We start from the raw sequence: 13825 nt of genomic DNA on the forward strand, positions 1-13825 counted from the left end.
CAGCTAAAAATAGAGATTAGTTATATAGAGAAATTTTCTGTGCATTTAGGTTAATAACACTCACCGCATCAATTTTTCCTTCTACGCCCAAACGGACACCATATTTAGGGTTATATAAGTATGGGCTAGAGTAAAAATTAATATTATTACCTCCCATCGCAGTACTTCCTAAAGGATGGGCAAAGCCTGAACCAATATTGGTTGAACCATTATGGTATAGACCAAGATTATGTCCCACCTCATGGCGCATCGCAGCAAAAGAACAACCCGCAATATCATTTGCACCAATCATGTTATATGAAGATGCATTAATCCATGCCCAGCCACAACCGCCATCGCCTGGTTCATTACCTTGATAATAGACACCATCAGCCAATACACGTTTACGTTCATTTTGTACCGTCGTATCATCACGTCCAAAAGAAATCGCTTCTTTTAAAGTTGCAGCAGGGATTTTATAAGTCAAATAGCCCACATCTCTTAAGTAAAAACGTGCATTTGAATTTTCAGCAGTTAAATTTGTTAAATTTACACCTTCAATCATTCTCAATTTTGCAGCGCTCTCTCCTAAAATTGAATTTACTTCTGGACTAGAAACCAATAACATATCAATTGTATAGCTATCTACTGACCAGCCTTGAGCCGTGTAAATAAAACGGCGATTTTCACCATTTTTAATTGCTGTAGACAAACCATTGGCAGCATTAATATAGGTGTCGGCCGATGCATTTGACGCAATAACCACCTTATCCCCGACTTGAGCTTTAGCAGGTAATTGCAAGGTTGGCTGCCAATTTGAGGTAGAAAGTTTTACCTTTAAAGCGGGTTGAGTCATATTCGGTAAAATTGCAGGAATTGTTGCCGATGAATCAATCACCTTCGTTGGTGAAGAGATAAGCTGCCAATATCCTTTATCACTGACATACATAAACTCATATTGATCGCCTGTTTTTAGCGTTAAAGTCGCTTGGCTATTAATGTTGGTATTATTAATTTTTGCAGACCAAGTCGCCGTAGATTTAATAACAATTCTATCGCGATCATTTGCAGTCGCAGGAAGAGTAAAATTGGATACCCAGTTCCCATCTCCAAATGAAACTTCCGTAAGTGGACTATTTACAGCTGCTAGAGATGTTCCAATTTGCTGAACATTTAACTTCTGCGGTTTAATATACTCTGGTACCCATTTTCCTAAAGCAGAATAATATTTAAACCAATATTCAGACCCATTTTTCAATAAAAAACTGCTTGGAAATAGCAAATTTGCTTTATCTATATTGGAATCAGCACTTGCTGTGGAAACAATTTGTACAGTCGTTCCATCGCGTACGTCACTCGGTAATGCAATGGTTTGTGCCCATTTATCATTTTGAATAAGTACTTTTTGTATGGATGCAGTTGTTAACGGTACAACCTCATAGTTAGCACCATTCGTAGGACTCACTGTCGCTAACTGAGCAATCCATTTATTTTGAGCGGCATTAAAGACGAATTGGTAAACATCCCCGCTATTTATCTTCAACACTTCTAACGGAATATTCGTATTAGAAGTATCTAAATAACTACTATAAGCCGCACTAGAGCGAATTGTAATTTTGTCTAAATTATTAGCACTTGCTGGTAAAGAGAGATTTTTGACCCAATTCCCATTTGCTAAAGAAAATTCTAAATCTGAATAACCAGATGGAATTGATCCACTATTATTATTCTGATTGGGTGAAAGTACAGTTGCGGCATATACAAGTGAAGATGCAACAATTGCTCCGATAATAAGTGATGTTTTAAATTTTAAATTCACAGCAGCCTCTTTTATTTGTTTTTAGATTTTTCGAGTAGCAGATTAACAAACCATTTTTTTACAGTCAATTTTTGATCAATTAATTTTTTATTAAATTTCAATAATATGATCACCGAATCATTTTGAAATAAAAATATGAAACTTATTAAATAATAATTTTTTTATGAGAACTAAATAACTAATAATATTCTGAGATGAAGAAAACTTTATCAATTTATGTGTATTTAAAAATTATATTTATAACAAGAAAAAGAGAGAAATTTTTCTCTCTTTTTCCATAACTGTTAAGCTTGTTTAGATCATTAACTCACTTTCTTTGGAAAACTAAACCAGACAAATGCAGTTAAAAGAAAGAAACAAATGGCTGAGATTGTAAGTACCCAACTATGTGCATAGCTAAAAGCTTGCTGCGCAACTGCAATTAATTGTCCTCCCAAAGGACTTTCAAGGTTAGATGCTAATTGCATGGTTTCACCAATCGAAATACTCGCTTTTTCAATTAAGTTCGTCGGGAGTTCCTCTGGCAAAATAATTGAGCGACTATAAAACCAAGACAACATCAGGCCAAAAATAGCGACACCTAAACCAGCACCCAACTCATAGGCCATCCCTTCAATCGCACCTGCTGCACTCGCTTTGTTTGGTGGTACAGAAGACATAATGGCTGCTGTTGAAGCCAGTAAAGCAATCTCAATGCTAAAACCTAAAAAGACCATACACGTCCATGCTAAAAAGTGATCGGTCGAAAAGTTAAGCTGGGCAAGTCCCCATAGACTAAAGCCACTTATTAAAATCCCAACAGTAGATACAAGTCTAAGTCCCCATTTATTTAAACAGATTCCTGCTAATGGACCACCTAAACTAATTGCAATCATAAATGGAATAATAAACATGGCTGCTTGTAATGGAGAAAAACCATGCACAAACTGCAATTCTTGAGACAAGAGTAATTCAAATCCAACCAAAGCAATCATGGAAACGACAGCCATGACAATGCTGGTAGAAATGACTGGATGCTTAAATAACTCCAAATCAATCATTGGAGTGGTACTTCTTTTTTGACTTCGAATGAAGTGAATTAAAGCACTTACCCCAACCACAAACATCACGACTGTGAGTACTGAGAAGTTGTACATGGCCGATTTGATCGAATAGATCAGACTTAAAATCGCCACAACCAACACTAAAGCTTGGCCTAAATTAATTGGCTGGTCGGTTTTCTCTTCCTGCTTAGGAATGATCATGACAATCATGACCAGAACAACCAAAATAATTGGGATGTTAATGAGGAATACTGCTCCCCAATGGAAATGCTCTAGTAAAAAACCGCCAACTAATGGACCAAAAGCGGCACCACCGCCCCCTACTGTAGACCAAAGGCCAAGTGCAAAATTCCTTTGCTTTTCTTCGGTAAAAGCATTTCGAATTCCCGATAAAGTTGCAGGAATAAGCATGGCTGCCCCTAGCCCTAAAAGAGCACGGGAAGCAATTAAGGCATAGGCTGTTGGTGAAAAAGCAGCTGCCAGTGAACCGACTCCAAAAATTGCAGTTCCAATAAATAATAATTTTTTAAAGCCAATACGATCACCGAGTGCACCCATCGGCAAAATCAAACCCGCCATAATCAGTGAATAAATATCAATGATCCATAAAAGCTGATTGGCAGTTAAATTCAATGCTGCACTTAAAGATGGTGTTGCAACATGCATCACTGTTGCATCAATTGTAACCGGCAAATAAATAAGGACGATGATTGTCAGAATTAACCATTTCTTTTGCATAACGCTCTTCGATATCCAAAACTTGGACATGTGTTCAAATCATGGTTATTATATACACAATTGGACACTTGTCCAACTTTAAATTTTAATGTAGTTTGTCTCGAATTCAGTCAGGTGAAAGAAACATGGCCTATCTTAATCGTGATCAACGCAGAGAAATGATTCTGCAAGCTGCCATGCAAGTTGCTTTGGCTGAAGGTTTTACAGCCATGACGGTACGTAGAATCGCAAGTGAAGCCCAAACCTCGACTGGCCAAGTTCATCATCACTTTTCGTCGGCATCTCATTTAAAAGCTGAAGCTTTTTTAAAGCTTATGGAACAGCTGGATGAAATTGAACAAGCTCTACAAACAACTAGCCAATTTCAAAGGCTCTTTATCTTATTAGGTGCGGAAAACATAGACAGACTTCAACCCTACTTACGATTATGGAATGAAGCTGAACTCTTGATTGAACAAGATATAGAAATACAAAAAGCTTATAACTTGGCCATGCAAAGCTGGCATCAAACGATTGTTCAAGCGATTGAAAGTGGCAAAAAAGACGGTGAGTTTAAAACTCTATCTAACTCAACAGACATTGCTTGGCGTTTGATTGCTTTTGTATGCGGTCTAGAAGGTATTTATAAACTTGGATTACAAGGACTGGCTGAAGAAGATTTTAAACGTCATACAGAAGCGATTATTCGCTTAGAATTGTTATAAGCGTAGAGCTGGCATTTATTCAAATACCAGCATTTTTGAAAGTACAGAATTTAGAACCAGCCTTTTCGGCCTTTTAAAATTTGGTCGGTGCAACGTAAAGCTTCTTGAGTAAGCCCCCACAAACGATAGTCACCCGTTATTGAACCAATCTGAAAGTTATGAGTATAAGCAAAGCTAAGATCACGTTCAGGATCACACCATGCACCTGAACCATTATAGCCAATATGCCCAAAACCATTTTTAGCACGCTTACCCATGGTAATAATACGGTGATAACCTAAACGCCAATTCATTGGAATTGGCATAACACGATCACGTGCATAACTTTGGATGGTACTCAATTCTTTAAATATTTCTGGACGAATCAGTTGCTGTCCATCCCATTCACCGTGATTTGCTAGCATCGCATAAATTTTGGCAAGGCTACTTGCAGTAAATGTCCCATTTGCTGCCGGAATAACGGCTTGTAATCCTTCATCACTAAAGAAACTAAAATGCTTCATTCCTTTTGGAATCATAGCATCCTGAAAATCTTGCGGGTCTTGTCCAGTCCACGTAATCATTTTTTCAGAGAGTGAACTTTTGCGCGGCTGCGGCTTTTTTACTTTTTCAACTTGAGGAGATGCTGGTTTTTCTGGTTTCGGTTGAATAATTAGACGTGCTACACGATCTAATTCACTGGCAGGCGCTCCAAAATAAGCGCCATCTAACTGCAACGGTTCAACCAGATATTTTTGCATGAGCTGATATAAAGATTGACCAGTTGCTTTTTCAAGCACGCCCCCCACAAGCCAACCAAATGTTAAAGCTTGATAAGCATTACCCTCTCCTGCAACGAATCTTGGCTTAGCCGCCGCAACCACATCTAACATGTGTGACCAGTCGAGCATTTCTCTCGCACTTTCGATGGTATTTCGAATATCAAACATGCCGCTTTGATGGCTCAGCACATGACGCAATGTCATTTGCTCTTTACCATTTTGAGCAAACTCAGGCCAATAAGTCGAAATTGGTTTGTCGTATTCTAAAAAACCCTCACTTACCAAAATGTGAGCTAAAGTCGCAAGTATACCTTTACCTGTAGAGTAGCAAACTGCCAAGGTATTTGGTTGCCAAGCTTCAGTTTGTGATTTTAGACCTGTGTAGATATCTACAACTTTCTGACCTCTAAAGTAAACCGCTAAGGCAGCTCCACCTTGTCCCGTTCTAGCGTCTTGAAGACGGCTAAACTGGTGAGCTAAATCAATAAAACGTTCATCTAAAATACCGTGATAGTTTTGGGTATCGGCCAGTAAAATCTCTTTAATCACATGAAGTTCCTTGCATTTTTTGTTATTTTGCTCAAAAACAGCCCAAACACCTGTTCAGGCTGCTGATATTTTTATAATGCTTTTACAGTTCCTGCAACATGCGGTTTTTGTGATTTCGTATTACGAATCAAGAAATCAGTCTTTTTGTCTGCATTGGCAGTTAAAAACTCAACTTTTGAAGGTAGGTACATTGGCAGTTTAAACCACACATCTGCTTCATAAGCATTTGGTAATTCAAGGTTCGCTAGTGCTTTAGCTTTGCTCCACATGCCATGTGCAATTGCTTGCTTAAAGCCAAATGCTTTCGCAGTAAGGGCATGGATATGAATTAAGTTGAAATCACCTGACACTTTCGCATAACGGCGACCTGTGTTTTCTAAAATATCCCACTCTGCCTTTGGCACATAAGCTGGGACCTGCTCTTCTTTAGCTTTCTCGCCGACTCTTTTCTCAACTTTTTGACGAGATAAATAAGTCGTTAGACCTTCCATAACCACTTCATTGCCAACTTTTGCCGTGGTAATAAAGTCAAACTGAACACCTTTATCATGCGGTTTTAATTCCCCAAATTTACATGACAGGGTTAATTTTTCAGTTACACCAATCGGTCTGGTTTGTTTAATCTGGTTACGAATATGGACTAAACCTAAAATCGGAAATGGAAAAGCTTCTGCCGTCATCATGTGCATTTGCAAACTTTGAGAAAGCACAGCCAAATAAATTGCGGGTACAAAGCCATTATTTTTAAAGCCACATACTTCGTTGTAAGCTTTGAGATGACTTTGATCAATCTCAAGACTATCAACCACATATTCAACTTGCGGCAAGATTTTTGGCCCTTTAGGCTTTTTAAAGATTAAACCTTGCACAACTTTTGGATAAGCCAATGCCGCTTTTGGTAGCTGGCTAAAATGACGAGTATTCATACCTAACCTTTTATAATTTATAGATTCTTGAATAAAAAAGGGATGCCCAAGCACCCCCTATTTTTAGCTAAGAGTGCTTAAGCGCCTAACAAGCTTTGACCACACACACGTACCACGTTGCCATTTACGCCTGTAGATGCAGTTGATGCAAACCATGCAATCGTTTCTGCTACATCAACAGGTAAACCACCTTGTTGCATCGAGTTCATACGACGGCCAGCTTCACGAATTGCAAATGGAATCGCAGCAGTCATTTGTGTCTCAATAAAACCAGGTGCTACTGCGTTAATGGTAATACCATTTTTTAGAATAGGTGCAGTAAATTTAACTAAACCAATCACACCTGCTTTAGATGCAGCATAGTTCGTTTGACCAAGGTTACCTGCAATACCACTAATTGATGATACGCAAACAATACGGCCATTTGCATTTAGACCATCGTTTTCTAACAAGTAGTCATTTACACGTTCAGCAGCAGACAAGTTAATGTTAATTACCAAGTCCCAAAGCTCAGGCTTCATATTAGCCAAAGTCTTGTCACGAGTAATACCTGCGTTATGAACGATAATATCTAAACCACCTTGTTTTGCAGCAGCAGTTTTAATTTTTTCGCCCGCATCAGCAGCTGTAATATCAATTGCCAATGTAGAACCGCCAATATCAGCAGCTACACGGTCAAGATCAGCTTGCTGCTGAGGTACATCTAGGCAAATGACATGAGCACCATCACGTGCCAATACATGTGCAATTGCCTCACCAATACCACGGCTTGCACCGGTTACTAAAGCAGTTTTACCAGCAAGTGGTTTTGCCCAATCAACATCAACGACATCTGCTTTAGAAACACGAACAACTTGACCAGATACATAAGCTGAACGCGGAGAAAGTAAGAAGCGTAAAGTTGATTCAAGGTTTGCAGCAGCACCTTCATCTACATATACAACTTGAGCGGTAATACCTTTTTTAAATTCTTTACCTACAGACTTGATAAAACCTTCAAGAGCACGCTGAGCAATTGCCTGTTTTACAGTTTTTGCAGTTTCAGGTGTTGTACCAATCACAATAACTCGACCAGAAGTCGCAACTTGACGTGCAATCGGGTTAAAGAATTTATAAAGCTCATTTAACTGTTCTGAGTTTTGAATACCAGAAGCATCAAATACAACTGCTTTAAATTTTGATTCTTTATCGCCAGCATTGAATGGACGTAAATTTAAACCAACTTTTGCAGCGTCTTGTTGTAATGCAACATTATTGCCTACATAACTATCTGCATGAATATTGCTAAGTACTTGTGCAATCGCACCAGACAATACACTTGACGGCGCCGCGCCAACCAATACTGCGCCATTCACTACCGGCTGGGCATTTTCAAAACGCTCTAATGCTACAGGCGATGGTAAACCCAAATTTTTAACAACGAATTTACCAATTGGAGATTGTGTAAATGCTTGGTATTGATCAGTCATGATTATTATCTCTCAAAAAAATGATTTTCTACGACAGGCTTCATTATGTTAGGAAATGCAGAGAAACAATATGAAAGCAGTCGTTCATTAGAGTCATCCCAAATCATACTTGAGTTGATCTTTTGATGTCTTGACCTGAATGCTATCTACAATGTCATTCTAGTCAATACAGGTCTATTTGAATTGTGTTAAGGTAGCGTATAAGAATATCGTTAATATGCTTGGAAAAGCCTTATGAGCAAAACAACTCAAGAAAATCCAGCAGTCGAGAATTCTGCTCAGGAAAAAGTGTCAAATACATCAAAGTCGGCTTCTAACACGGCTAAGCGTAACAGCACTACTCCTAAAGCAGCAACTAATACACCAAAAACGACACGTACTCGTTCAACGACTGCACCTGCACGAAGCCCTCGTAATAAGAGCGCTGCTTCTGCATCCCCTTCTACATCTTCTAATGTAGCTGCAGCACCAAAAGCAACAAAAACCAAAACTTCTGTTCAACAGGATAAAACCATGAGCCAAAACACTGTTCGCCGCGTTGCAATTATTGGTGGCAACCGCATTCCATTTGCACGTTCAAATACTGCTTATTTTAAAGCATCGAATTCTGACATGCTGACAGCAGCATTGAATGGTTTGGTTGAGCGCTTTAACTTACAAGGTAAGCGTATTGGTGAAGTCGTTGCTGGTGCTGTTTTAAAACACAGCCGTGACTTTAATATGACTCGTGAAGTTGTATTGAGCACTGATCTTGCTCCTGAAACTCCAGCTTACGACATTCAGATTGCTTGTGGTACAGGCTTACAAGCTGCTTTTGTTGTTGCTAACAAAATTGCACTTGGTCAAATTGATGTAGGTATTGCAGGCGGTGTAGACACCACTTCTGATGCCCCAATCGCTGTTGGTGATGGCTTACGTAAAGTTTTGCTTGAGCTCAATGTTGCTAAAACTGGTAAAGACCGTCTTAAAGCATTAACAAAAATTGATTTTAAAAAGCTTCTTGATGCGCCAAGCAATGGTGAACCACGTACTGGCCTTTCAATGGGTGAACACCAAGCAATTACTGCATTGGAATGGGGTATTACTCGCGAAGCTCAAGACGAACTCGCTGCAAGCAGCCATCAAAAACTTGCTGCTGCTTATGAGCGCGGTTTCTTTGATGACTTAATCACTCCATTCTTAGGTCTAAACCGTGACAACAACTTACGTGCAGACAGTACAGTTGAAAAACTTGCTAAATTAAAGCCTGTTTTCGGTAAAGGCGAAACTGCAACAATGACAGCGGGTAACTCAACTCCGTTGACTGATGGTGCATCTGTTGTGTTACTTGCTTCTGAAGAATGGGCAAAAGAAAACGGTCATGAAGTTTTAGCTTACCTTTCTTTCTCAGAAACCGCTGCTGTTGACTTCATTGGTAAAAATGGTCCTAAAGAAGGCTTATTGATGGCTCCTGCTTATGCAGTACCTCGTATGCTTAAGCGCGCTAATCTTAAACTTCAAGATTTTGATTTCTACGAAATTCATGAAGCGTTCGCATCTCAAGTATTGTCTACCCTTAAAGCATGGGAAGACGAAAAATTCTGTAAAGAACGTCTTGGCTTAGATGCACCTTTAGGTTCAATTGACCGCTCTAAACTTAACGTAAATGGCTCATCTTTAGGTGCAGGCCATCCATTTGCTGCAACTGGTGGCCGTATCTTGGCAACTGCTGCTAAATTGATTAATCAAAAAGGTTCAGGCCGCGCATTAATCTCTATCTGTACTGCTGGCGGTGAAGGTGTAGTTGCAATTGTAGAGAAATAATTTCTACATCTAACTACAAAAAATAAGCACCCATTTGGGTGCTTATTTCATTTTAGGATTTATAAATTTAGTGCAGTGATGCAGCTTTTGCTTCAGGGAAAACTTATCTTCGATATGGTCATAACACCATTGGAAAATAAAGGTATAGACCAAAATACATAAGGTTAAACCAATATCTAAAATAAGCGCATCAATGACACTCATCTGTAGCATATAAGCAATCATTGGCACTGTTGCAATCAGCAAACCGCCTTCAAAACCAACCGCATGCAAAATCCTTACAGGGATTGTTCTTTCCCAATTATATTTATGCTCTACTTTTTCAAAGTAGTGGTTAAAAATCATATTCCAGAAAACTGAAACCACTGCCATAAACACACCGAGTGTTCCGGTTACGTCCATAGGCATATCAAAAATAAAACTTAATGCAATCGCAATGATGACCAATAAAATTCCTTCATAACTGATTGCATGAATGATCCTTCTCTTGGAAATCAACATTTTTAAATACTCAATAATACTTGGATAATGTGCATTTTATTTTTATAATATTGATTAATCCAATCAGGTTCTTTCAGTTTTTTTGACAGATGAATATTAATCAAGAACAATTACTCATGTTTCAGGCCGTTATAGAAACTGGTTCGTTTTCAGCAGCAGCACGTAAACTTGGAAAAGTTCCTTCGGCTGTAAGCATGTCTATTGCCAACTTAGAAATTGATTTGGACTTAACCTTATTTGATCGTAAAGGTCGTGAGCCCGTCCCTACTGACGAAGCACGGGTGTTATATGAAAAGACTTCTCAGCTTTTGATTGAAATGAATCAATGGAAACAACATGCCCATGCGTTAAGCACAGGATTAGAAGCTAACTTAACCATTGTGATTGTTTCCGAATTACTACACACCAACTGGACCGATTATATTTGCCTTTTAGAGGGTCGTTTCCCTGACCTACAAATTAATATTGTTTCTGCCCCTCAAGAAGATGCGTTACAAATGTTGTTAGATGGTTCTGCCCAACTTGCACTCATGTTTGAACGTGAACATCTAGATAACAGAGAACAGTTTGTAGAACTCAAGCCTGAGGCTTTAATTCCAGTTATTTCAAATAGTCATCCACTCGCAAGCCAAAATCAGGTTTCTTATGAACAGATCCTCACAACACGACAAATTGTTGTGGCAAGTCGAGATGAGACATTAAAACCCGAATTACTTTTTTCGAAACATTACTGGCGTACAGATAACCACCACTCTGCTTGCTTAATGATTTTACGTGATCTAGGCTGGGGTGTTCTTCCTCAAGAAATGTTTAAAGAAAATCCCGAACTAAAAAACAAGCTTAAAATATTGAATTTATTAGATTTCACTCCAAGATTTGAATATTACGTAGATTTGGTATGGAGTCGTGAAAGTGAGCTTGGTGCCGCTGCCAGATTCCTTATTGAACATATCCGTAAGCAACGAACGCAGCAGATCCCTTAAAATTATTTCAATTTAGATGCAGAACCTAAACGTTTTTCTTTGAAACATAACAATTGATATATCGACAGTATGGATAGACTTTGTGCTATAAAGAAAATATAAGATTTATTACTGAAGATGTTGAATATCAATGACTCATACAGCACTTGACCAATTAAAAACACTAACGACCGTTGTTGCCGACAGTAGCGACCTTGATGCAATTCGTAAATTTCGTCCATTAGACGCGACGACTAATCCTTCATTGATTACGGCAGCAGCAGAACAACCAGAAAGTAAAGAACTCATTGAAGATGCTTATTATCAAGCCAAAGAAGAAGGCTATAGCAACGATGAGTTAATCGAAAGAACTATTGATATTTTAACCGTAAAATTCGGTGTAGAAATTTTAAAACTGATTGAAGGTCGCGTTTCGACTGAAGTTGATGCTGCCCTTTCATATAACACCGAAGCGACCATTCAAAAAGCGCATGAATTATGTGAACTTTACAAAGGTTACGGTATTGATCAGTCACGTATTCTTATTAAAATTGCGTCGACTTGGGAAGGTATTCAAGCTGCAAAAGTACTCGAAGCTGAAGGAATTGCTTGTAACCTCACTCTGCTTTTCGGATTACATCAAGCTCAAGCATGCGCAGATGCAAAAGTAACTTTAATTTCACCATTTGTAGGCCGTATCTTGGACTGGTACAAAAAAGCTGAAGGTGTAGATTCTTACCCAATCGAAAAAGACCCAGGTGTCGTTTCAGTTAAAAAAATCTATACCTATTACAAACAGCAAAATATCCCGACTCAAGTGATGGGTGCGAGCTTCCGTAGTATCGATCAGGTTCTTGGACTTGCTGGTTGTGATTTGCTAACGATCTCTCCAGGGCTACTTACCCAGCTTGAGCAAGATACACGTACAGTTGATGCAGCTCTTGATGCAACTAAATCAAAGCAAGCAGATGCTATTGTTAGACCAGCTCAAGATGAACAAAGTTTTAAAGACGAACTTAATCATGACTTAATGGCATTCCAACTTTTACAAGGTGGTATTGATGGCTTTATTAAAGCTCGTGACCAATTAAGTTTTTTGTTACGTCAGTCTTTTGGAATTGATGCGGAAATTAAACCTTAAAAAACTGCACTTTTCATACAAAATCACCGATTTTTGTTATCATGGCAAAAATCGGTTTTTTATTGGGTTTCTCGTGTTCGGCATAACAGATTTAACAACATATATTATTGGTACATTCCTAATTGTGTTATTGCCGGGGCCCAATTCTCTTTATGTGATGTCAATTGCTTCACGTTATGGCATTAAAACTGGATATATGGGTGCATTAGGTATTTTTACCGGTGATCTCATTTTAATGCTTTGTACCGTCTTAGGTGCAGCCTCTTTATTAAAAGCATTCCCATGGGTATTTGTTATTCTTAAATTAACAGGTGCACTTTATCTGTCTTATTTAGGCTTTAAGCTCTTACAAGGTAGTATTCAACGCTGGAAACAACGTAATGAACCACAACCTGAAATGGCTGATTTACCAGCTTTAGATAAAATTCATCCTTATAAAACAGCATTAAGTATTAGTTTACTCAACCCGAAAGCGATTTTATTTTTCTTATCTTTCTTTGTTCAATTTGTTGAACCCGATTATGCCTACCCAGCACTAAGCTTTTTAATTTTAGCGATTATTTTACAGGTGATTAGCTTTAGTTATTTAACTGCATTAATCTTCTCTGGAATTAAACTTTCAGCATTTTTTAAACAGAACCATAAAATTGCAGCCAGTAGTATTTTTTTAGTAGGGATTCTATTTTTCGGATTCGGTTTAAAACTGGCAACCTCAACAATCTAATCATCTTTATCCTAGTTTTTGCATTATAAAGTTAAAACATAATGAACTGCTAAAATGCCAGCATGCCATCTGTTTTAACTTCATTGAGCACAAAAAATGTTCTGACTTGTCTTACCCCCGGTAAAGCAATAATTTTTTCACTATGAAATCGGTTAAAAGCAGCTAAATCTTTAACACGAATTTTTAGAAAATAATCGACTTCTCCAGCAACCAGATAGCATTCTAGAACATTCTCCAAATCACCCGCCGCCTGTTCAAATGCTTGAAAGCTATCAGGCGTTGAACGGTCCAAAACTACACCGACTAGCACCACCGTATCACGCTGCACCATACTCGGATTGATCCGAGCACGCACATCTAAAATTGCCCCAATTTTAAAAAGACGCTGTGTATGATTCCAACAAGATGAAGTACTTATGCCTACAAGCTTAGCCAGTTCAGCATTACTTAAACGCCCATTTTCTTGTAAAGCACGCATAATTTTAAGTTCAAGCACTGTCAAATTTTCAGTCTGCTCTTCCATAAAATAATATCCCAAATTTAGTGTCACTTCCGAAAGGAATAATAGCATTATTCAATATTTTGAAAATATTATTTCTATTTTAAGTAAAAAATAGAAAGCACCTTCTTTAAAAAAATTGTTAGATTTACCTAGCTGAAAGCAGAGACAGAAACATATTAATTTTTCAGGGATTTAGAACATTTA

At 38.3% G+C, this 13825-nt stretch carries 12 protein-coding genes; 5 read left to right on the forward strand and 7 right to left on the reverse strand.

The window, feature by feature from the left end; genetic code table 11:
• Positions 1-16: 16 nt before the first annotated feature.
• Together cpaA and amvA are read right to left on the reverse strand one after the other, a co-directional pair.
• A complete protein-coding gene (gene cpaA / locus ACLBWE_RS11860) occupies positions 17-1798 on the reverse strand; it encodes a metalloendopeptidase CpaA (RefSeq protein WP_447603042.1) in 1782 nt (593 codons plus the stop codon).
• Between the two features lie 302 nt (positions 1799-2100).
• Positions 2101-3579, reverse strand: a complete 1479-nt coding sequence (gene amvA / locus ACLBWE_RS11865) for a multidrug efflux MFS transporter AmvA (RefSeq protein ID WP_447603045.1) — start codon at positions 3577-3579, stop codon at positions 2101-2103.
• Between the two features lie 125 nt (positions 3580-3704).
• Here amvA and ACLBWE_RS11870 point away from each other — a divergent pair, with 125 nt between their 5' ends.
• Positions 3705-4283, forward strand: a complete 579-nt coding sequence (locus ACLBWE_RS11870) for a TetR family transcriptional regulator (RefSeq protein WP_045430860.1) — start codon at positions 3705-3707, stop codon at positions 4281-4283.
• Between the two features lie 50 nt (positions 4284-4333).
• Here the strand turns inward: ACLBWE_RS11870 and ACLBWE_RS11875 are convergent, their stop codons facing one another.
• The 3 genes from ACLBWE_RS11875 to ACLBWE_RS11885 form a co-directional block, all read right to left on the reverse strand.
• Entirely contained in the window at positions 4334-5593 is a 1260-nt protein-coding gene (locus tag ACLBWE_RS11875; protein ID WP_447603047.1) for a serine hydrolase domain-containing protein, read from the reverse strand.
• A 71-nt stretch (positions 5594-5664) separates the two neighbouring features.
• Entirely contained in the window at positions 5665-6519 is an 855-nt protein-coding gene (locus ACLBWE_RS11880) for a MaoC family dehydratase (RefSeq protein WP_447603049.1), read from the reverse strand.
• 77 nt (positions 6520-6596) lie between these two features.
• Positions 6597-7988, reverse strand: a complete 1392-nt coding sequence (locus ACLBWE_RS11885; protein ID WP_045430851.1) for a 3-oxoacyl-ACP reductase — start codon at positions 7986-7988, stop codon at positions 6597-6599.
• Positions 7989-8222: 234 nt separating this feature from the next.
• Between ACLBWE_RS11885 and ACLBWE_RS11890 the strand changes: the two genes are divergently transcribed.
• Positions 8223-9791 carry an acetyl-CoA C-acetyltransferase gene (locus ACLBWE_RS11890; RefSeq protein ID WP_447603052.1) on the forward strand — a complete coding sequence of 523 codons (1569 nt, stop codon included), beginning with the start codon at positions 8223-8225 and terminating at the stop codon, positions 9789-9791.
• 42 nt (positions 9792-9833) lie between these two features.
• Here the strand turns inward: ACLBWE_RS11890 and ACLBWE_RS11895 are convergent, their stop codons facing one another.
• Entirely contained in the window at positions 9834-10292 is a 459-nt protein-coding gene (locus tag ACLBWE_RS11895; protein ID WP_447603054.1) for an AceI family chlorhexidine efflux PACE transporter, read from the reverse strand.
• A gap of 89 nt (positions 10293-10381) precedes the next feature.
• Here ACLBWE_RS11895 and aceR point away from each other — a divergent pair, with 89 nt between their 5' ends.
• The 3 genes from aceR to leuE all read left to right on the forward strand — a co-directional run bounded on the left by aceR (position 10382) and on the right by leuE (position 13119).
• Positions 10382-11275, forward strand: a complete 894-nt coding sequence (aceR, locus tag ACLBWE_RS11900; protein WP_424607581.1) for an HTH-type transcriptional regulator AceR — start codon at positions 10382-10384, stop codon at positions 11273-11275.
• A 130-nt stretch (positions 11276-11405) separates the two neighbouring features.
• Positions 11406-12395 (forward strand): transaldolase, encoded by a 990-nt coding sequence (gene tal, locus ACLBWE_RS11905; RefSeq protein WP_447603057.1) that lies wholly within the window; start codon positions 11406-11408, stop codon positions 12393-12395.
• A 73-nt stretch (positions 12396-12468) separates the two neighbouring features.
• A complete protein-coding gene (gene leuE / locus ACLBWE_RS11910) occupies positions 12469-13119 on the forward strand; it encodes a leucine efflux protein LeuE (RefSeq protein ID WP_447603059.1) in 651 nt (216 codons plus the stop codon).
• Positions 13120-13168: 49 nt separating this feature from the next.
• Here leuE and ACLBWE_RS11915 read toward each other — a convergent pair whose 3' ends face one another.
• Positions 13169-13642 carry an Lrp/AsnC family transcriptional regulator gene (locus ACLBWE_RS11915; RefSeq protein ID WP_004643202.1) on the reverse strand — a complete coding sequence of 158 codons (474 nt, stop codon included), beginning with the start codon at positions 13640-13642 and terminating at the stop codon, positions 13169-13171.
• Positions 13643-13825 lie beyond the last annotated feature (183 nt).

This window comes from Acinetobacter sp. M5A5_2a (assembly GCF_053345265.1).

Excerpts from the sequence above, each read along its gene's own strand:
- ACLBWE_RS11885 (WP_045430851.1), bottom strand. The coding sequence starts at position 7,988 with ATGACTGATCAATACCAAGCATTTACACAATCTCCAATTGGTAAATTC.
- ACLBWE_RS11890 (WP_447603052.1), top strand. The coding sequence starts at position 8,223 with ATGAGCAAAACAACTCAAGAAAATCCAGCAGTCGAGAATTCTGCTCAG.
- ACLBWE_RS11915 (WP_004643202.1), bottom strand. The coding sequence starts at position 13,642 with ATGGAAGAGCAGACTGAAAATTTGACAGTGCTTGAACTTAAAATTATG.
- aceR (WP_424607581.1), top strand. The coding sequence starts at position 10,382 with ATGAATATTAATCAAGAACAATTACTCATGTTTCAGGCCGTTATAGAA.
- tal (WP_447603057.1), top strand. The coding sequence starts at position 11,406 with ATGACTCATACAGCACTTGACCAATTAAAAACACTAACGACCGTTGTT.
- amvA (WP_447603045.1), bottom strand. The coding sequence starts at position 3,579 with ATGCAAAAGAAATGGTTAATTCTGACAATCATCGTCCTTATTTATTTG.
- ACLBWE_RS11870 (WP_045430860.1), top strand. The coding sequence starts at position 3,705 with ATGGCCTATCTTAATCGTGATCAACGCAGAGAAATGATTCTGCAAGCT.
- ACLBWE_RS11880 (WP_447603049.1), bottom strand. The coding sequence starts at position 6,519 with ATGAATACTCGTCATTTTAGCCAGCTACCAAAAGCGGCATTGGCTTAT.
- ACLBWE_RS11895 (WP_447603054.1), bottom strand. The coding sequence starts at position 10,292 with ATGTTGATTTCCAAGAGAAGGATCATTCATGCAATCAGTTATGAAGGA.